The sequence below is a fragment of the Uliginosibacterium sangjuense genome (assembly GCF_059132465.1).
In genome coordinates, this window is record NZ_CP101132.1 from 657,812 (window position 1) to 676,738 (window position 18,927).

The 18,927-nt window shown below is 67.1% G+C and carries 20 protein-coding genes; 14 read left to right on the top strand and 6 right to left on the bottom strand.

Features of this window, described 5'->3' with window-relative positions; genetic code table 11:
* The first annotated feature begins 11 nt into the window (after positions 1-11).
* Positions 12-938, top strand: a complete 927-nt coding sequence (gene gluQRS, locus NMB43_RS02970) for a tRNA glutamyl-Q(34) synthetase GluQRS (RefSeq protein ID WP_494350672.1) — start codon at positions 12-14, stop codon at positions 936-938.
* Positions 939-951: 13 nt separating this feature from the next.
* Here gluQRS and clsB read toward each other — a convergent pair whose 3' ends face one another.
* From clsB to NMB43_RS02990, 4 genes are all read right to left on the bottom strand, one after another.
* Positions 952-2,142, bottom strand: coding sequence for a cardiolipin synthase ClsB (gene clsB, locus NMB43_RS02975; RefSeq protein WP_494350673.1), 1,191 nt, complete (start codon positions 2,140-2,142; stop codon positions 952-954).
* The gene (locus NMB43_RS02980) at positions 2,139-2,885 is read right to left on the bottom strand and encodes an endonuclease/exonuclease/phosphatase family protein (protein WP_494350674.1); all 747 of its coding nucleotides are present in this window, start codon (positions 2,883-2,885) and stop codon (positions 2,139-2,141) included. Before NMB43_RS02980 ends, clsB begins: the two co-directional genes overlap by 4 nt.
* Before the next feature lie 189 nt (positions 2,886-3,074).
* Entirely contained in the window at positions 3,075-4,175 is a 1,101-nt protein-coding gene (gene nadA, locus NMB43_RS02985; protein WP_494350675.1) for a quinolinate synthase NadA, read from the bottom strand.
* Positions 4,176-4,274: 99 nt separating this feature from the next.
* Positions 4,275-4,727, bottom strand: a complete 453-nt coding sequence (locus NMB43_RS02990; protein WP_494350676.1) for a rhodanese-like domain-containing protein — start codon at positions 4,725-4,727, stop codon at positions 4,275-4,277.
* 373 nt (positions 4,728-5,100) lie between these two features.
* Here NMB43_RS02990 and glnA point away from each other — a divergent pair, with 373 nt between their 5' ends.
* From glnA to zapD, 9 genes are all read left to right on the top strand, one after another.
* Positions 5,101-6,510, top strand: a complete 1,410-nt coding sequence (gene glnA, locus NMB43_RS02995) for a type I glutamate--ammonia ligase (protein WP_494352103.1) — start codon at positions 5,101-5,103, stop codon at positions 6,508-6,510.
* Between the two features lie 132 nt (positions 6,511-6,642).
* Complete coding sequence (locus NMB43_RS03000; RefSeq protein ID WP_494350677.1) at positions 6,643-7,131, top strand: DUF4124 domain-containing protein; 489 nt, start codon at positions 6,643-6,645, stop codon at positions 7,129-7,131.
* A gap of 57 nt (positions 7,132-7,188) precedes the next feature.
* On the top strand, positions 7,189-8,274 hold the full coding sequence (gene glnL / locus NMB43_RS03005; RefSeq protein WP_494350678.1) for a nitrogen regulation protein NR(II): 1,086 nt from the start codon (positions 7,189-7,191) through the stop codon (positions 8,272-8,274).
* A gap of 64 nt (positions 8,275-8,338) precedes the next feature.
* Positions 8,339-9,763, top strand: coding sequence for a nitrogen regulation protein NR(I) (ntrC, locus tag NMB43_RS03010; protein WP_494350679.1), 1,425 nt, complete (start codon positions 8,339-8,341; stop codon positions 9,761-9,763).
* A gap of 105 nt (positions 9,764-9,868) precedes the next feature.
* A complete protein-coding gene (locus NMB43_RS03015; RefSeq protein WP_494350680.1) occupies positions 9,869-10,684 on the top strand; it encodes a biotin--[acetyl-CoA-carboxylase] ligase in 816 nt (271 codons plus the stop codon).
* Positions 10,685-10,789: 105 nt separating this feature from the next.
* Positions 10,790-11,503 carry a type III pantothenate kinase gene (locus NMB43_RS03020; RefSeq protein WP_494350681.1) on the top strand — a complete coding sequence of 238 codons (714 nt, stop codon included), beginning with the start codon at positions 10,790-10,792 and terminating at the stop codon, positions 11,501-11,503.
* Between the two features lie 81 nt (positions 11,504-11,584).
* The gene (locus tag NMB43_RS03025) at positions 11,585-12,295 is read left to right on the top strand and encodes an SPOR domain-containing protein (protein WP_494350682.1); all 711 of its coding nucleotides are present in this window, start codon (positions 11,585-11,587) and stop codon (positions 12,293-12,295) included.
* 1 nt (position 12,296) lies between these two features.
* Entirely contained in the window at positions 12,297-12,923 is a 627-nt protein-coding gene (gene coaE, locus NMB43_RS03030; RefSeq protein WP_494350683.1) for a dephospho-CoA kinase, read from the top strand.
* A gap of 55 nt (positions 12,924-12,978) precedes the next feature.
* Positions 12,979-13,734, top strand: coding sequence for a cell division protein ZapD (zapD, locus tag NMB43_RS03035; RefSeq protein WP_494350684.1), 756 nt, complete (start codon positions 12,979-12,981; stop codon positions 13,732-13,734).
* 18 nt (positions 13,735-13,752) lie between these two features.
* On the opposite strand, the gene NMB43_RS03040 is transcribed toward zapD, so the two are convergent.
* On the bottom strand, positions 13,753-13,932 hold the full coding sequence (locus NMB43_RS03040; RefSeq protein WP_494350685.1) for a hypothetical protein: 180 nt from the start codon (positions 13,930-13,932) through the stop codon (positions 13,753-13,755).
* A gap of 93 nt (positions 13,933-14,025) precedes the next feature.
* Positions 14,026-15,045, bottom strand: a complete 1,020-nt coding sequence (ftsY, locus tag NMB43_RS03045; protein ID WP_494350686.1) for a signal recognition particle-docking protein FtsY — start codon at positions 15,043-15,045, stop codon at positions 14,026-14,028.
* A gap of 117 nt (positions 15,046-15,162) precedes the next feature.
* On the opposite strand from ftsY, the gene NMB43_RS03050 reads away from it, so the two are divergent.
* The 4 genes from NMB43_RS03050 to coaD are packed head-to-tail and all read left to right on the top strand — an operon-like array spanning position 15,163 to position 18,924.
* Positions 15,163-16,542, top strand: coding sequence for a M16 family metallopeptidase (locus NMB43_RS03050; protein WP_494350687.1), 1,380 nt, complete (start codon positions 15,163-15,165; stop codon positions 16,540-16,542).
* Positions 16,543-16,553: 11 nt separating this feature from the next.
* The gene (locus NMB43_RS03055) at positions 16,554-17,891 is read left to right on the top strand and encodes a M16 family metallopeptidase (protein WP_494350688.1); all 1,338 of its coding nucleotides are present in this window, start codon (positions 16,554-16,556) and stop codon (positions 17,889-17,891) included.
* Positions 17,888-18,433, top strand: a complete 546-nt coding sequence (gene rsmD, locus NMB43_RS03060; protein WP_494350689.1) for a 16S rRNA (guanine(966)-N(2))-methyltransferase RsmD — start codon at positions 17,888-17,890, stop codon at positions 18,431-18,433. The genes NMB43_RS03055 and rsmD overlap by 4 nt, the downstream gene beginning before the upstream one ends.
* Positions 18,430-18,924, top strand: coding sequence for a pantetheine-phosphate adenylyltransferase (gene coaD, locus NMB43_RS03065; protein WP_494350690.1), 495 nt, complete (start codon positions 18,430-18,432; stop codon positions 18,922-18,924). Before rsmD ends, coaD begins: the two co-directional genes overlap by 4 nt.
* Positions 18,925-18,927 lie beyond the last annotated feature (3 nt).

An 18,927-nucleotide genomic window follows, 5' to 3' on the forward strand; every position in this document is an offset into this window, starting at 1 on the left:
GCTGGCGGCCCATGCTTCCACCCGCCGCCTCCGTCCTGCCCGTGCCCGCCTACGTCGGCCGTTTCGCGCCGTCGCCGACCGGCCCGCTGCACTTCGGCTCGCTCGTCGCCGCCCTGGGCTCCTGCCTCGAGGCGCGCGCCCAGGGCGGGCGCTGGCTGTTGCGCATCGAGGATGTGGACACGCCACGCAGCCAGCCCGGTGCCGCCGACACCATCCTGCGCCAGTTGGAGGCCTGTGGTTTCGAGTGGGATGGCGAGCCATGGTGGCAAAGCGCGCGCAGCGCGGCTTACCACGCGGCATTGGCGACGCTGCAGGCGCGCGGCACCGTGTTTCCTTGTGCCTGTACGCGGCGCGAGATGGCTGACTCGACCCTGGCGCGCGACGGTTCGCGGCGCTACCCCGGCACCTGCCGCGCCGGCCTGCCGGCGGGACGCGAGGCGCGTGCCTGGCGCCTGCGCACGGCGCCGGGCGAGGTCCGCTTCGTCGATGCGATCCAGGGCGAGCAGTGCGAGGACGTGTGGCAGGACGTGGGCGACTTCGTGCTGCTACGCGCCGACGGCCTGTTCGCCTACCAGCTCGCGGTGGTGGTCGACGATGCGGAGCAGGGCGTCACCCACGTCGTGCGTGGCGCCGACCTGCTCGACTCCACGGCGCGCCAGATCGCCTTGCAGCATGCGCTGGGCGTGGCTACGCCGCACTACGCCCACCTGCCGGTGGCAACCAATGCCGCCGGCGAGAAACTCTCCAAGCAAACCCTGGCGCCCGCGGTAGACCCGGCGCAGGCCGTCGCCGCGCTGCACGCGGCGCTGCGCTTTCTTGGCCAACCTGTGCCGGAGGCGCTATTGCATGCCGATGTGGCGACGCTGTGGCAATGGGCTCGCGCGCATTGGTCGCTGGCGGCAGTGCCGCAGGTGCGGGCCATCCATCACCTCGGCTGAGCGAGAAGGGCGATCAGCGCAGGCGCTGGCCATAGCCGGCCAGTCCGATCGCCAGCCGCATCAGGCCATAGGCCAGCCAGGACAGGAAGCGCTGCGGCAGCGGGCGGCGCTGCCACTCGCGCGCATCCAGCTCCACCGCGCCATCGTCCATCGCGCGCAGCAGGCTGCTGCGTAGCTGAAGCGTGAAGTTCTGGTCGCGCACCACCACGTTGGCCTCGCGCGCCAGCATCAGGCTGAAGGGGTCGATGTTGCTGGAGCCCACGGTGGCCCAGTCATCGTCGATCACCGCCACCTTGGCATGCAGGAAGCTCTTGCGATACTCCATGATGCGGATGCCCGAGTTCAGCAGGTGCGGATACAGCGCACGGCAGGCGTGGTGCAACAGCCAGTACTCCACCTTGCCCTGCAGCAGCAGGGTGACCTTCACGCCGCGCGCGACGGCATCGGTCAGCGCCTTGCGGAAACGCCGGCCGGGGAAGAAGTAGGCATTGGCGATGATCACCTCGTGCCCGGCGTGGCGTAGCGCCGCCAGGTAGGCGCGCTCGATGTCGTTGCGATGGCGCAGGTTGTCGCGCAGCACCAGGGCGGCGCGGATCTCGCCGCGACGCGGGATGCGCGGCTGCGCCGGCTGCTGCTGCGGGCGCGCCCACTGCGCGAAGGTCTCGCGCGGGCGACGGCGGAAGCTGGCCCACCGCACGATCTGCCACAGCTCGCTCATGGTGGCGTGGATGCGTCCGACCAAGGGCCCTTCGATGGCAACGGCATAGTCGAAGCGCGGTGGCGTCTGCCGCGGCGTGTTCATGTCGTCGATGATGTTGATGCCACCGACGAAGCCGATGCGCCGGTCCACCACCGACAGCTTGCGGTGCAGGCGGCGCAGGCGATGGCGGCGGAAGGAGAAGGTGGCGATCTCGCGGCGGAACACCATGATTTCGACGCCCGCCCGCTCCAGTTCGTGCAGCTTGTCCTCAACGAAGGCGCGGCTGCCGAAGCCATCCACCATCAGGCGCACCCGCACGCCCCGCCCGACCGCTGCGCACAGCGCGGCGGCGACGCGGCGGCCGGTGTCGTCGTCCTCGAAGATGTAGGTTTCCAGCAAGACCTCGTGGCGTGCCGATTCGATGGCGGCGACCAGCGCGGGAAAGTAGTCCCCGCCCGTCTCCAGCAGGCTGATGTGGTTGCCGCGGATCAGCCGTCCGCTCATGGCGCCAGACGCAGGCGCGCGGTGAGCGCCGCGTGATCGGAAATGCCGGACCAGGGCGCGCCCCAGTGCACTTCAGCGGCCACCGCGTGCAGGCCGCGCAGGTAGATGCGGTCCAGGCGCAGCACCGGCATCGAGCTGGGGAAGCTGCGCGCCGGGCGGCCATGGCATTCGGTGTGCGCCTCGTGCAGCCCCAGTTGGGCGGCCAGCCACTCGCCGGCGCGGGCGCGCCAGTCGTTGAAATCGCCGGCGATGATCATCGGTTCGTCAGCCGGCACATGGCGGTTTACATGCTCGGCCAGGGCCTGCAGTTGGCGTCGCCGCTGATGCTCGGTCAGCGACAGGTGCACGCAGATGCAGTGGATGCGCCCGCCATCGGGCCGTGCGAGGTCGCAATGCAGCAGGCCACGCCGTTCCAGGCGATGCTGGGTCACGTCGTAGTTGCTGGCAGTCACGATGGGCAGGCGTGACAACACCGCGTTGCCGTGATGGCCGTGGGCGTAGGACGCGTTGCCGCCGTAGGCTGCATGCCACTCATCGCCCGCGATGAACTCATGCTGCGGCTGCAAGGGCCACTCTGGGTGGCGCCGTGCATGGCGCAGGTGCAGGCCTTGCACCTCCTGCAGGAACACGATGTCCGGCCCCAGCTGGCGCAGTCGTTCGCGCAGTTCGTGGATCACCATGCGGCGATTGAACTGCGAGAAACCCTTGTGGATGTTGTAGCTGCACACGCTGAGGGTTTGCATGGATGACTGCATTTGTCATGCGTTCGACCAGGGTGAGGGAACTATGCCAGTTTCCGCGCGTGTCTGCCTCAGGGCTGTCCCTCGGAACCCGTTTGCGCGTTCCGCGCCGCAAGGGTCGCTCCGCAGAATGAGGCAGGGGCCGTCGGGAGAGGTGTCCCGGCGGCCCCTGTCGTGTTCCTGCGGATGGGGTCAGGACACGGCGAGCATGCGGTCGAGTGAGAGCTTGGCGAGCTTGGCCTCGTGCGCCGGCACCGAGATGCGGTTCACGATCTTGCCCTCGGCCAGGTTCTCCAGCGTCCATGCCAGGTGTTGCGGGTCGATGCGCTGCATCGTCGAGCACATGCACACCATCGGCGACATGAACTGCACCAGCTTGCCCTCGTGCTTCACTTCTTCGGCCAGGCGGTTGACCAGGTTCAGCTCGGTGCCGACCAGCCACTTGGTGTTCGGCGCGGCGTCCTTGACGGTCTTCAGGATGTACTCGGTCGAGCCCACGTAATCGGACTGGCGGCACACCTCGAAAGCCGACTCGGGGTGCGAGATCACGAAGCCGTCCGGATGCTGGTTGCGCCACTTGATGATGTGCGCCGGCTGGAACATCTGGTGCACCGAACAATGGCCCTTCCACAACAGCATCTTGGCCTTGCGGATCGCCTCCGGCGTGTGGCCGCCGTACTCCAGGTCCGGGTCCCACACGATCATCTCGTCCAGCGCGATGCCCATCTTGTGGCCGGTCCAGCGACCCAGGTGCTGGTCGGGGAAGAACAGCACCTTCGGGCGCTGCGCGAAGCTCCAGTCGAGAATCTTGGGCGCGTTGCTGGAGGTGCACACGATGCCGCCGTGCTGGCCGCAGAAGGCCTTAAGGTCGGCAGCGGAATTGATGTAGGTGACCGGCGTGATCTGTTCGTCCGGCGTGCCCAGCACCTCGGTCAATTCGCGCCAGCAGCGCTCCACCTTGGCGAGGTTGGCCATGTCGGCCATCGAACAGCCGGCCGCGAGGTCGGGCAGGATCGCAATCTGCTCGGGCTTGGACAGGATGTCCGCCACTTCGGCCATGAAATGCACACCGCAGAACACGATGAACTCGGCGTCCGATTCGGAGGCCAGGCGCGACAGCTTCAGCGAGTCGCCGGTCAGGTCGTGGTGCTGATACACATCGGCGCGCTGGTAGTGGTGCACCAGCAGGGTCACCCGCTTGCCCAGCCTGGCCTTGGCGGCGCGGATGCGCTCATGTGCCTCCTCGTCCTTGAGTGCATTGAAACGATCGAAGCTGATGGTGGCGGTCTGCATGATGATGGTCTGCTGATAGGGGCACTGATGTCGGCCGCGGAAGGCACGCGGGGAGGAGATTTTACCTGTGTCCCCTTGGGGTGCCCACCTTGTTCCGCGTCAAGACTGCTGCCAGGGCAGGCCTGCGTGGCGCCAGCCCCCGATCTTGCCGCGCTGCCCGTGGGCATCCTTGTCGCCTTCGAAGCCTTCCAGCACGTTGTAGCAACCGGAGTAGCCGGCCTCGGTGGCGGCGATTGCCGCCGCGTGCGAGCGCGCGCCGCTACGGCAGATGAACATCACCACCGACTCGGGATCGACCTGGTGCTTCAACTGGGCGACGAAGTGCGGATTGGGCACGCTGCCGGGGTAGCTGTTCCACTCAATCTCGGCCGCGCCGGGGATGCGGCCCACCCAGTCGAGTTCGGCGCGGGTGCGCACATCGACCAGCTTGGCCCCTGGCGCCAGCTTCCACATCTCGGCCGCTTCCTGCGGGGTGAGGGCGCCAGCGTAGGGCAGCTTGAGTTGCTGCGCGCGTTCCTGGGCGAGGCGGAGGATGTCGCTGAGTTGTCCCATGGTGTGTGTGCCAACAAGGAAATGTGACTGGGGAGTTCCGAGTATGGGGGCGGCCTGGCGAGAACTCAATCAGTGCAGTCGACGTGCCCCTGATGACGCACGCCCTGAGTTGGTGCGTGATTTGGCGGCATGGCGCACTTAATTGGTGCGGCGCGCCGCTCTGCCCCGGCTACTGCGTCCTTATGGCAGAATGGCCGCCGACTTTATGGCGATCAAGCCTGAAGCCTGACTGGTTGCAGCCGGCATCCGCTCCATTCGGTGGCACGGTACCTGCTTCCGCATTCACGATAGCCTGTGGCTGCTGCCTGCACGCGGCCGTGGATTGGTTTATCGACTCAAAAACCGGATAACTCTTCTAGGAGCCAATATGTCCCTGTCTGTGCAAGACGTGCTCAAGCTCGTCAAGGAAAATGACGTCAAGTTCGTCGATTTCCGCTTTACCGATACCCGTGGCAAGGAACAGCACGTCGGTGTGCCCATCAGCGCCTTTGGCGAAGACAAGTTCACCGAAGGCCACGCCTTCGACGGCTCCTCGATCGCCGGCTGGAAGGGCATCCAGGCTTCCGACATGCTGCTGATGCCGGATCCGGACACCGCCTACGTCGACCCCTTCTTCGACGAAACCACCCTGGTCCTGACCTGTGACGTCGTCGAACCCTCCGACGGCAAGGGCTATGACCGCGACCCCCGCTCCATCGCCAAGCGCGGTGAGGCCTACCTGAAGTCCTCCGGCCTGGGCGACACCGCCTACTTCGGCCCGGAACCCGAATTCTTCATCTTCGACTCCGTGGAGTGGAAGGTGGACATGCAAGGCGCCTCGCACAAGATCTTCGCTGAAGAAGCAGCCTGGGCCTCGGGCGAGAAGTTCGACGGCGGCAACACCGGCCACCGTCCGACCGTCAAGGGCGGCTACTTCCCGGTTCCCCCGGTCGACAGCGCCAACGACATCCGTGCTGCCATGGTGCTGGCGCTTGAAGGCATCGGCATTCCCGTCGAAGTGCACCACCACGAAGTGGCGACCGCTGGCCAGAACGAAATCGGCACCAAGTTCTCCACCCTGGTCAAGCGCGCCGACTGGACCCAGGCCCTGAAGTACATCGTGCACAACGTGGCACACCAGTACGGCAAGACCGCCACCTTCATGCCCAAGCCCATCGTTGGCGACAACGGCTCCGGCATGCACGTGCACCAGTCGATCTGGAAGGATGGCAAGAACCTGTTCGCGGGCAACGGCTACGCCGGCCTGTCCGAGTTCGCGCTGTACTACATCGGCGGCATCATTAAGCACGCTCGTGCGCTGAACGCCATCACCAACCCGCTGACCAACTCGTACAAGCGTCTGGTCCCCGGCTTCGAAGCCCCGGTGAAGCTGGCCTACTCCGGCCGTAACCGTTCCGCTTCGATCCGTATCCCGTTCGTGCAGTCCGACAAGGCCCGCCGTATCGAAACCCGCTTCCCGGATCCGGGCGCGAACCCGTACCTGTGCTTCACCGCGCTGATGATGGCCGGCCTGGATGGCGTGCAGAACAAGATCCACCCGGGCGACCCCGCTGACAAGAACCTGTACGACCTGCCGCCGGAAGAAGACGCGAAGATCCCGACCGTCTGTTCCAGCCTCGAACAGGCTCTGGAATACCTGGACAAGGACCGCGAGTTCCTGACCCGTGGTGGCGTGTTCTCGAACGAAATGATCAGCGCCTACATCGACCTGAAGATGGAAGAAGTCCAGCGCTTCCGCATGACGACCCACCCGGTCGAGTTCGACATGTACTACTCGATCTAAGCCTTCCCGGCTTGATGGTCGAAGGAGGACGGGCTGCGGCCCGTCCTTTTTTTTACCGGGCGCCTGTCGGCTGCAGGCTTTGCGTTTGCGGGGCCTGCGCCTAAACTGTCGGCTCTCTTCCATCCGGAAACCATGATGACTGTCCTGCGCCGTTGTTCGGTCTTCCTCGCCTGCCTGTCTGCCTCGGTGGCCCAGGCTGACATCTACAAGTGTGTGGACGAACCGGGCGGCAGCCCCACCTATACCAACGAGAAGCCTGCGCCGGGGCGCAAGGGCTGCACCCTGCTGTCGCGCGAGCAGCCGATCAGCACGGTGCCAGCGATGCCGGTACGCAAGCCGGCAGCCGCGACGCCCACGCCCTCGAGCTTCCCGCGGGTGGATGACGGTACGCAGAAGAGCCGCGACAACGATCGTCGCCGCATCCTCGAGCAGGAGCTGGCGACCGAAGAGAAGTCGCTGGAGGAGGCGCGCAAGGCGCTCACCGAACAAGAGTCCGTGCGCCTGGGCGATGAGCGCAACTACGCCAAGTTCCTCGAGCGCGTCCAGCCCTACAAGGACAAGGTGGCCTTGCATGAACGCAACGTCGAGGCCATCCGCAAAGAAATCTCCAACCTCAAGTAGCCCGCCGTCATGCCTGGGCGTGGTGCCTGGCGTGCTTCTTGCTGACGGTATCCGGCTATGAACCCTCCTAGCCTTGCCAATGATCCGGATGGTCTGGCCGCCCACACCCGCGGCCTCGAATTGTTGTCTTCCTCGGTAGTCCTGGTCGATGCGGCGCACCGTATCTGCTACCTGAATCCCTCGGCCGAGAATCTCTTCGCGGTCAGCCACAAGCAATGCCTTGGCAAGCCCCTGCCCATCATCATGGGCGAGGCGGCCGGCCTGCATGCCGCGCTGGACAATGCCTTGTTCAACAACTGGAGCTATACCGGTCAGAACGTGGCGGTGCGGCGTCCGCAGCAGAACGTGTTGCACCTTGATTGCACGGTGACTCCGGTCGATCTGCCACCGGCTCGCCTGTTGCTGGAGTTCCGCCCGATCGACGCCCAACTCAAGGTGGCGCGCGAGGAGCAGCTGGCGCAGCAGCAGCAGGCCAACCGCGAACTGGTGCGCAACCTCGCACACGAGATCAAGAATCCGCTGGGCGGCATCCGTGGCTCGGCGCAACTGCTGGAGCGCGAGCTGGATGATCCGCAGTGGCGCGAGTACACCCAGGTCATCATCGCCGAGGCGGATCGCCTGCAGGACCTGATGAACCGCCTGCTCAACTCGCATCGCATGATGCACCCGGCGCTACTCAATGTGCACGACGTGCTGGAGCGGGTGCACAAACTGATCCAGGCCGAGTTCCCCAAGGTCATGGTCAAGCGCGATTATGACGTCAGCCTACCCTTCCTCACTGCCGATCGCGAGCAGTTGATCCAGGCGGTGCTCAACATCGCGCGCAACGCCGCACAGGCGATGGAGGGCGAGGGCAGTATCACGCTGCGCACGCGCGCGGCGCGCCAGGTCACGCTGGCCAAGAAGCGCCATAAACTGGCACTGGATTTGCAAGTCATCGACACCGGCCCTGGCATTCCGGACGACATCAAGGACAAGATCTTTTATCCGCTGGTGTCGGGCCGCGAGGGGGGGACCGGGCTGGGCCTGTCGATCGCGCAGAGTTTCGTCGAGCAGCACCAGGGCACCATCGACGTGGTGAGTCGCCCCGGTCACACCTGCTTCATGATCCTGTTGCCGATCGGGCAGCCGAACCAGAACTGACAAACCGGCGGTGTAAGGCCGCTGCTTCGGATCCATACAACCCAATAAGCTATCGGACCCCCTTATGAATCCTGTGTGGATTGTTGATGACGACCGTTCCATCCGCTGGGTGCTCGAAAAGGCGCTGGCGCGCGAGAACATCGGCTTTCGCAGTTTCTCCTCGGCAACCGAGGCGCTGACCGTGCTGGAGTCGGCCGGCAGCCCGCCCAAGGTGCTGATCTCCGACATCCACATGCCCGGTGAGTCTGGCCTCGTACTGCTGCAGAAGGCCAAGGAGCGTCATCCCAACATGCCGGTCATCATCATGACCGCCTATTCCGACCTGGACAGCGCGGTGGCCGCGTTCCAGGGCGGCGCCTTCGAGTACCTGCCCAAGCCCTTCGACGTGGATCAGGCGCTTGATCTGCTGCGCCGCGCGCTGGAGGAAAGCACGCACCAGGTTGGTGCGATAGAGGCAGTGACCAGCGTGCCCGAGATCCTGGGCCAGGCCGGCGCGATGCAGGAGGTGTTCCGCGCCATCGGCCGGCTCTCCCAGTCGCATGCCACTGTCCTGATCAATGGCGAGTCAGGCACCGGCAAGGAGTTGGTGGCGCGTGCCCTGCATCGTCACAGCCCGCGCAAGGAAGGCCCGTTCGTCGCGATCAACACGGCGGCGATCCCGCGCGATCTGCTGGAGTCCGAACTGTTCGGTCATGAACGCGGCGCCTTCACCGGCGCGGCGGCGCAGCGGCGCGGTCGCTTCGAGCAGGCGGAGGGGGGCACCTTGTTCCTCGACGAAATTGGCGACATGCCGGCCGAATTGCAGACCCGCCTGCTGCGCGTGCTGTCGGACGGTCACTTCTACCGCGTCGGCGGGCATGCTCCGGTCAAGGCCAATGTGCGGGTCATTGCGGCGACCCACCAGCATCTGGAACAGCGTGTGCGCGACGGACAGTTCCGCGAGGACTTATTCCACCGCCTCAACGTGATCCGCCTGCGCCTGCCGCCGCTGCGCGAGCGGCGCGACGACATCCCGCTGCTGGCGCGCCACTTTCTTGCGCAGAGCGCGCAGCAACTGGGGGTTGAGCCGAAGCGTTTGACCGAGGCGGCGGTCCGCCATCTGCAGTCGCAGGACTTTCCCGGCAATGTGCGCCAACTTGAGAACCTCTGTCATTGGCTCACCGTGATGGCGCCGGGGCAGATGGTGGATCTGGCCGATCTGCCGGCCGAGATGCGCGAGGTCGGCGCGGCCGCGCCGGTGGTGGGCACAGACTGGCTGGCGGCACTCAATGGCGAGGCCGATCGCTTGTTGATCTCCTCGCCGGGCGAGGTGTTCGACCGTCTCAGCCGCGACTTCGAGCGCGCCTTGATCCTGCGTGCGCTGGCGGCGACCGGCGGGCGTCGCGTCGAGGCGGCGCAGATCCTCGGCATCGGTCGCAACACCATCACGCGCAAGATCCAGGAACTGGGGATAGATGGCGGCCGCGAGGAGCCGCACGAGCCCGCCTGAGTCCTATGCGCCGCTCGTGCGGGCGCATGCCCGCAAGAGCGGCTGGCCCCGCCGGGCCGGGCCGGCTAGACTGCGCGCCTGCCCCAGTTTCAAGCCCTGCTGTACGTGATCAACCTGCCGTCCCTCCCTCCCGGCCCGGATTTCTCCCTGGTCCAAGACATCCTCGGCGACTTCGCCCGTCGTTGCGAACTCAGGCTCGTGCCGGAATGCGCGTCCACCAACACCAGCCTGCTGCAGCAGGCGGCCGCAGGGGCTCCCGGCGGCCAGGTGCTGCTTGCGCTGCGCCAGAGCGCCGGGCGCGGGCGGCGCGGGCGTAGCTGGCATGCGAGGCCTGGCGCCAGCCTGACTTTCTCCCTGCTGTGGCGCTTCCCGCACAACTTCCCGCTGCATGGGCTCAGCCTGGCCGTGGGTGTGGCGGTCACCCGCGCGCTGGCGTGCCTGGGTGTGGATGGCCTGGCGCTCAAATGGCCCAACGACGTCTTGCTGTACGGACGCAAATTGGGCGGCGTGCTGGTCGAGGCGGTCGGTGCCCAGGGTGAAATCGCCGCGGTGATCGGCATTGGTCTCAATCTGCAGGAGGATGCCGAGCGCGCGAGCATGGTCGGCCAACCCTGCGCAGCCCTGTCCGACGCCGGCTTCTCGTGCAGCCAGGAGTCGCTGCTGGCGGCGCTGCTGCGCGCCTTGATCGAGGTGCTGGACAGCTTTTCCGCCGATGGCTTTGCCGGTCTGCGCGCCGAATGGTCGTCGCGCAATGCTTTCCATCACCTGCCGGTACGGGTGTGGCAGGAAGGGCGGGAGATGCGCGGCCTCTGTCTCGGCGTGGACGAGCAAGGGGCGCTGCTGCTCGAGACCGGCGGACGGGTCCGTCATGTGTGGGGTGGCGAGGTCAGCCTGCGTCCAGTGTTTGCCGGGGCCCAGTAAGCGGCTGTAACAGCCCGGTCGGGCGCCGCCTTCGGGCGCGTTGCGGAGCATGCATGTGCGCCGCCGCCATTGACGCCGGCGCCTATTGCGCGCCAGCATCCAGCCATGTTTCTCCTCATCGACGCGGGCAATACCCGCCTCAAGCTCGGCCTGCACGACGGCCACGACTGGTTGCAGCGCGAGGCTCTCGCCTACGACGCCTTGTCCCACTGCGCCTGGCTGGCCCACGCCTTGACGCAGGGGCCGCGGGTCGTCGTCAGCAACGTCGCGGGCGAGGCGGTCGAGCAGCAACTGCGAACTTCCCTGGGGGACGCGGCGGCGTCTGTGGAGTGGCTGCAGGCCAGCGCGGTGCGCGCTGGGGTGCGCAACGCGTATGAGCGCCCGCAGGCCTTGGGATCTGATCGCTGGGCTGCCCTCATCGGCGCCTGGCACTGGCGGCGGACTGCCTGCCTGGTGGTCAACGCCGGCACGGCCACCACCGTCGACCTGCTGACGGCCGAAGCCAGCTTTGCTGGTGGCTGCATCCTTCCCGGCTTCGACCTGATGCGCGCTTCGCTCGCCCGTGGCACCGCGCGTCTGCCGCTGGCCGAAGGGGTTCCCCAGGCGCTGCCGCGCAACACTGCCGATGCCATCTACAACGGCTGCCTGCACGCCCAGCTCGGGGCCATCGAGCGGCTGCGCGCGCAATTGCCGGCGGGCGCGCCGGTGCTGCTCAGTGGTGGTGCGGCGGAGCGCTTGCAGGCATTCATCGCGGCCCCGCTGCTGGTGGCGCCCTGGCTGGTGCTTGAGGGCTTGCTGGAAATCGCTCGCCAGGGCTGAGCCGCCGGCCGGCGCAGTGGTTGCCGCCTGCCTGCCGCACGCCGGATAATCAGGCCCTTCCGCCGTCCTGCCATCGAAACCATGATCGCCCGCACTAGCTTCCAGTTGTTGCTGCTCGCCAATCTCGTGCTGGCCGGTTTGTGGCTTTCGCCTCGCCTCGGGGTTGACCTGCTGGGCAGCAGCGGCCGCGAGCCCGAGCGCCTGGAGACGCAACTGCATCCGGAGCAGGTGCGCCTGCTCGGCGAAGCCTCGGCACCTGCTGCTGTGGCTGCCCCCGACGCGGCACCACAAGCCGCTGCGGCAGGGGCAGAGGCGCCGGCCAGCGCGGCGGGGGCACAGGTCTGCATCGAGTGGGCCGCCCTGTCGAGCGAGCAGGTCGCGGCCCTCAACGCCGCTGTGCGCAGCGCGGGCGATGGCCTGACCCTGCGCGAGGAGGCGCTGCCAGGCACCCGATCCTACTGGGTCAACATTCCGCCGCAAGGGGCGCGCGCGGGTGCTGAGAAGCGGATCGCGGACCTGCGTCAGATGGGCTATCAGGACATCTTTCTGGTCAAGGAAGAGGGGCCTGATCAGTGGGCGGTGTCGCTCGGGCTCTATCGCAACGAGGCTGCCGCCAATCGCTTCTTCGAGGGCTTGCAGAAGAAGAACATCCGCACCGCCAAGATCACCGTGCGCGAGAACGCCAGCTCGCGCATCCGTCTGAGCGGGCCCGCCGAGTTGATCGAGCTGGCACGCCAGGGCGCGGCCGAATCGCTCAAGGGCAGCGAGCCCACGGCCTGCACGGCGGGCTGATATGCGCGGCTTCGTGCTGGGGCTCACCGGCGGGATAGGCAGCGGCAAGTCTGCCGTGTCCGAGCAACTGGGCCGGCTGGGTGCCAGCATCGTGGATGCCGACTTGCTCGCGCGCACACTTACGCAGCCCGGGGGCGCGGCCATCGAGCCAATCCGGCACGCGTTCGGTGATGCAATGATCGACGCCGCAGGGGCGCTTGAGCGTGCCGCGATGCGCCGCCTGGTCTTTGCCGACGCGACCGCACGTACGCGTCTCGAAGGCATTCTCCATCCCCTGATCCGCGCCCAGGCTGAAGCGGCGCTGGCGGAGGCCGATGGACCCTATGCCGTACTGGTGGTGCCCCTGCTGGTCGAGGGCTCGCATTGGCGCACGCGCTGCGATCGCATCGCGGTGGTGGATTGCCGTGAAGACACCCAGGTGCAGCGCGTGATGCAGCGCAGTGGGCTGAGTGAGTCCGAGGTGCGCGCCATCATGGCCAGCCAGGCCAGTCGTGCCGAACGTGCCGCACTCGCGGATACCCTGATCGACAACGACGGGGCGCTCGACGCCCTGGCGCCGCAGGTGGAGGCTTTGCACCTGCGGTGTATACGGGAGGCGGAGCAAAAACGCACCGGCACGGTGCTATGATGCTCGGCAGTTTCTCCAGGCCATAGAAAATCAACAGAAAAGCGGCAGCGTTGCGGTGATTACCTACGAATATCCTCTCGGTGAGCGCATACGCACCCTGCTGCGGCTGGAGGATTTGTTCGACAAGGCGCTGTACTTCTCGACCTCGGAAGGGGCCTACGAACACCATGCGGGTCTGCTGACCCTGTTCGAGCTGCTGGAAGTTGCCGGCCGCGCCGACCTCAAGGTCGACCTGGTGCAGGAACTGGAGCGCCAGCGCCAGATTCTGCATGCCTTCCGTGACAATCCACAGATCTCCGAAGAAGCCCTGGCCGGTGCGTTGTACGAGATCGAGCAGGCCAGTACGGCGCTGCTGGGCATGTCCGGCAAGGTGGGTCAGTACGTGCGCGACAGCGAGTGGCTGATGGCCATCCGCTCACGTTCCAACATACCGGGTGGCGTGTGCGAATTCGACCTGCCGTCCTATCACTTCTGGCTCAATCGCGATCCCGCCGAGCGACGTCATGACCTGCAGCACTGGCTGGAGCCCTTGCTGCCCTTGCGTGACGGCCTGACCATCGTGCTGCGCCTGTTGCGCGCCAGCGGCCGTACCGAGAGCCAGGTGGCGCGGCGTGGCGTCTATCAGATGATGATGGGCGGGCGCACGGTGCAGATGGTGCGCCTGCGCCTGGAGCGCGAATGGGCGGTGGTGCCCGAGATCAGCGCCAACAAATATGCCTTCAACATCCGCTTCGTCGCGCCCGAGCTGATTACCCGCCCGCGCCAGGCCGAGACGGATGTGCCTTTCGAGCTGACCTTCTGCAACCTGTGAGTGGCGCCGCCCTGGCGCTCAGCGGGCAGGTCCGTCCTTGTCATCCAATTGTTGCGTCTGTTCGCGCGTCGTGCTGCGCGTGTCGCGGTTCGCGTCCTTGTTCCAGTTGAGTCCCCACGCACTGACTGTCGTGGCGAGCACCGAGGCGAAGGTGAGGGCGATCAGGTTCTGCTGGGTGCGGGTCCGGGTCTGGGGCATCATGTTCTCCTTATGTTGATGCCTGGTCAGATGGGGGCTGGGTCGTCGAGTTCCAGTCCGTTCGGCGGCAAGATGTAAGCAGACGTTCGGTGTTCAGCTCTCGCGCGGGGCCAGCAGGGCGTCGACGAAGTCGGTGGCCTCGAAGGGCTGCAGGTCCTCGATGCCCTCGCCGACGCCGATGAAGCGCAGCGGTTTCGGGTGGGTGCGGGCGATCGCGGCGATCACGCCGCCCTTGGCCGTGCCGTCCAGCTTGGTCACGACCAGGCCGGTCACGCCGACGGCCTTGTCGAATGCGTGCAACTGGGCCAGCGCGTTCTGGCCAATGTTGGCATCCAGCACCAGCAGGACCTCATGTGGCCCGCTGGGTTCCGCCTTCTGGATCACGCGGCGCACCTTGGCGATCTCTTCCATCAGGTGTAACTGGGTGGGCAGGCGGCCGGCGGTGTCGATGAGCACGACGTCGATGCTGCGTGCCTTGGCCGCGCTGATCGCATCGAAGGCCACCGCGGCCGGGTCGCCGCCGTCCTGCGCGATCACGGTCACGTTGTTGCGCCGCCCCCATTCCACCAGTTGTTCGCGCGCGGCGGCGCGGAAGGTGTCGCCGGCGGCCAGCAGCACGCTCTTGCCCTGAGCCTGGAAATGATTGGCCAGCTTGCCGATGGAGGTGGTCTTGCCGGCGCCGTTGACGCCGGCCAGCATGATGATGAAGGGGCGATGGCCGTCGGCCTGCAGCGGCGCCTGCAAGGGCTGCAGCAGGTCGCGCAAGGCCTCGGCCAGCGCGGCGCGCAACTGCTCGCCGGTTTCCAGCTTGTCCTGCTTCCAGCGCTGGCGCAGTTCGCGCAGCAGGGCGTTGGTGGCCTCCACGCCGCAGTCGGCCATCAGCAGCGTGGCTTCCAGGTCTTCCAGCAGGTCCTCGTCGATCTTGCGGCGCGAGAACAGGTCGCCCAGGCCGCCGATCTGGTCGGCGGTGCGTGACAGGCCACTGCGCAGGCGCTGCAGCCAGGACAGTTTGGCCGGCGTGTCGGTCTGCGGCGCCTGGACGGGCGCGGCCTCTGGCGTGGCGGCGGGCGTCTCGGTCGCGGGCGCGGCTTTCTTCTTGAAGAAACTAAACATGTGGGGTGACGGTCGGAAAGCCGGGCGGACAGTCCTGCCCGTGCTTGAATTATGATGCCGCGCCGAGCGTCAGCCTGTGGCTGGCGGGGGCGGCCCGAAACCCGGAAAGTCTAACAGATGCCTTCATCCTTCCTTCTGCGCCTGCTGTGCCTCGCCCTCCTGGCCTGCAGCCTGCCGTTGCGGGCCAATCCCTGGGAGACGACCCTGCCCAATGGCTTGAAGGTGGTGGTCAAGGAGGACCGGCGCGCGCCTACCGCAGTGCACATGGTGTGGTACCGCGTCGGCGCCATGGACGAGCTGAGCGGTACGACCGGCGTGGCGCATGCGCTGGAGCACATGATGTTCAAGGGCACGCGCGAGATCGGCCCGGGCGAGTTCAACCGCCGCGTGGCGGCCCTGGGTGGCAGCGACAACGCCTTCACCAGCCAGGACTACACCGCCTATTTCCAGCGCGTACCGGCGGCGCGCCTGGGCGAGGTGATGCGCCTGGAGGCCGACCGCATGCGCAACCTGGTGATCGACGACCAGGCCTTCGCCAAGGAGATCGAGGTCATCAAGGAGGAACGCCGCCTGCGCACCGACGACCAGCCGCGCGCACGCGTCTTCGAGAGTCTGATGGCGGCCGTCTACCAGGCGCATCCCTATGGTCGCCCCATCGTGGGTTGGATGCAGGACCTCGACAACATGCGTGCGCAGGATGCGCGCGACTGGTACGCGCGCTGGTACGGCCCGAACAATGCCATCGTGGTGGTGGTCGGTGATGTCGATCATGCCGAGGTGTTCCGCCAGGCCGCCGAGATCTACGGGGGCCTGGCGCAGGTGTCACTGCCCCCGCGCAAAGCGCAGCGCGAGCCGGAGCAGGCCGGACTGCGGCGCGTCACGGTGAAGGCGCCGGCCGAACTGCCCTATCTGGTGCTGGCCTGGCGCGCGCCGGCGCTGCGTGCAGCCGACGAGGACAGCCCGCAGGCGCGTGGCGCGCTGGCCCTGCAGGTGCTGGGCGCGGTGCTCGACGGTTATGACGGCGCGCGCCTGCCGCGCAAGCTGGTCAAGGAGAGCCGGCGCGCGGTGTCGGTCGGCGCGGGCTATGACGCTACCTCGCGCGGTCAGCAGAGCCTGTTCATTCTGGAAGGCGTGCCCAGCGCAGGGGTGACCGTGGCCCAGCTTGAGCAGGACCTGCGCGCCGAGTTGCGACGGGTGGCCGAGGAGGGCGTCAGCGAGCGTGAGCTGGCGCGCGTCAAGGCGCAACTCGTCGCCGCCAAGGTCTTCAGTCGCGATTCGCAGATGGGGCAGGCGATGCAGATCGGGGGGCTCGAGATCCTCGGCTGGTCGTGGCGCGACGAGGCGCGCGTGTTCGAGCGCCTGCGCGCGGTGAGCGCGGCCGAGGTGAAAGCGGCCGCGCAAGGCCTGCTCGGCGATGACGGACTGACCGTCGCCGAACTTGTGCCGCTGCCGCTCAAGTCCGACCCGCCCCGCGCCGCAGCCGGCCTGCGTCACTGAGAGAACGCATCATGAGAATCGCATACTCGCCGCGGCATGCCGCCCTTGCCCTGCTGTTGCCCATCGCCTTGTTGACGGCCGGTGTGGCGGAGGCGGGCATATCCATCCAGCACTGGACCACGGACAAGGGGAGCCGGGTCTATCTTGTCGAAGACCACAACCTGCCGATGATCGACGTGCAGCTCGACATCGACGCCGGCGGCGTGCGCAATCCGGCGGATCGGCGTGGCGTGGCCGGCCTGACCCACGGCCTGCTCGACACCGGCGTGCAGGACGGTGCGCGCGTGCTGGACGAGAACGAGATCGCCGACCGCCTCGCCGATGTCGGCGCGCAACTGGGCGGTGACGCCGGCAGTGACATGGCGAGCCTGTCGCTTCGGGTGCTGTCGAATCCGGCCGAGCGTGATGCCGCACTCGACCTGCTGCGCCTGGTGCTGAGCAAACCGGTGTTTCCGCCGGAGGTGCTGGAGCGCGAGCGCGCACGGCGCATCGCCGGCCTGCGCGAGGCGGCCACCCAGCCGGCCGCGGTGCTGGGGCGGCGGTTCTCCGAGCGCATGTACGGCGAGCATCCTTACGGGCGCAATGTGCGGGAGGAGGACCTCGGCCGCATCACGCGCGAGGACCTGCTGCGCTTCCATCAGCGCCATTACGTCGCACGCGGCATGGTGATCACCCTGGTCGGCGACCTCACCCGCGCAGAGGCCGAGCGCATCGTGCAGCGCCTGACCGCCGAACTGCCCGCAGGCGAGGTGTTGCCGCCGGTGGCGGACGCGCCGCTGCCGCAGGCGTTCAGCGAGCGCATCGCCCACCCCTCGGCGCAGGCGCATGTGGCGATCGGCCTGCCGACGATCAAGCGTAACGATCCGGACACCCTGGCCTTGCGCCTGGGCAACTATGTGCTGGGCGGTGGCGGCTTCGTGTCACGCCTGATGAAAGAGGTGCGCGATGCGCGTGGCCTGGCCTACAGCGTCTATAGCTACGTCGCGCCGGGTCTGGCCCAGGGGCCGTTCCAGATCGGCCTGCAGACCAAGGCGGAGCAGGCGGATCAGGCTGTCGCGGTGGTGCGCGAGGTGCTGACGAAATTTCTCGCCGAGGGGCCCAGTGAGGCCGAGCTGCAGGCGGCCAAGGACAATCTCATCAACGGCCAGGCCCTGGGGCTGGATACCAATCGCAAGGTGCTGGGCCAGGTTGCGTCGATCGCGTATTACCGCAGCCCGCTCGATTCGCTGGACACCTTTCCGGCGCGGGTGCGGGCGCTCACGCGCGAGGACGTGATGGCGGCCTTTGCGCGGCATGTGAAGCCCGACGCCCTGATCACCGTGGTGGTGGGCGGGCCGGGCCAGCCATGAGCAAGGTGCGCATCGTCGGAGGCGAGTGGCGCTCGCGCATGGTCACGGTGCCGGATGCGATCGGCCTGCGGCCGACGCCGGACCGCGTGCGCGAGACCTTGTTCAACTGGCTGGGGCAAGACCTCGATGGCCTGCACTGCCTCGATCTCTTCGCCGGCAGCGGTGCGCTGGGGCTGGAGGCGGCCTCGCGCGGCGCGGCCGAGGTGGTCATGGTGGAACTGGCGCCGCGCGTGGTGGAGCATCTGCGCGCTGCCGTCGCCAGCCTCAAGGCCGAGTCGCGGGTGCGCCTGGTGCGCGGCGATGCGACGAAATTTGCGCAGACTGCGGGGCGCCGCTTCGATATCATCTTTCTCGACCCCCCGTACAATCAGGGGTGGCTGGAGCGCATCGCGCCCAGTCTGGAGGCCTTGCTGGCGCCTGGAGGGCGCGTCTACGCCGAGGCCGAGCACCCAATCGAGCGCCTGGGCCACCTGTGCAGCATCAAGGCAGGCAAGGCCGGGCAGGTGCACTATCACCTGCTCGCCCGCGAGGATGAACCATGAGTCAGCACATCGCCGTCTACCCCGGAACCTTCGATCCGCTCACGCGTGGCCATGAGGATCTCGTGCGCCGCGCCGCCGGCGTGTTCGACCGTCTGATCGTCGGCGTGGCTGCGAGCAGCGGCAAGCGCCCTTTCTTCACCTTCGACGAGCGGGTGGAGATGGCGCGCGAAGTCCTCTCCGTCTATCAGAACGTCGAGGTGTATGGCTTCTCGGGTCTGCTGATCGACTTCATTCGCAGCCAGGGCGCCAAGGTCATCGTGCGCGGCCTGCGCGCGGTGTCCGACTTCGAGTACGAATTCCAGATGGCGGGCATGAACCGCCGCCTGCACCCTGACGTGGAGACCATGTTTCTCACGCCAAGCGACGAGTTCATGTTCCTGTCCGCCACCATGGTGCGCGAGATTGGCGTGTTGGGTGGCGACGTCAGCACCTTCGTGCAGCCCAGTGTGAACGAGCGCATCAAGCGCAAGGTCGCGGCCGGGCAGGTGTGAGGC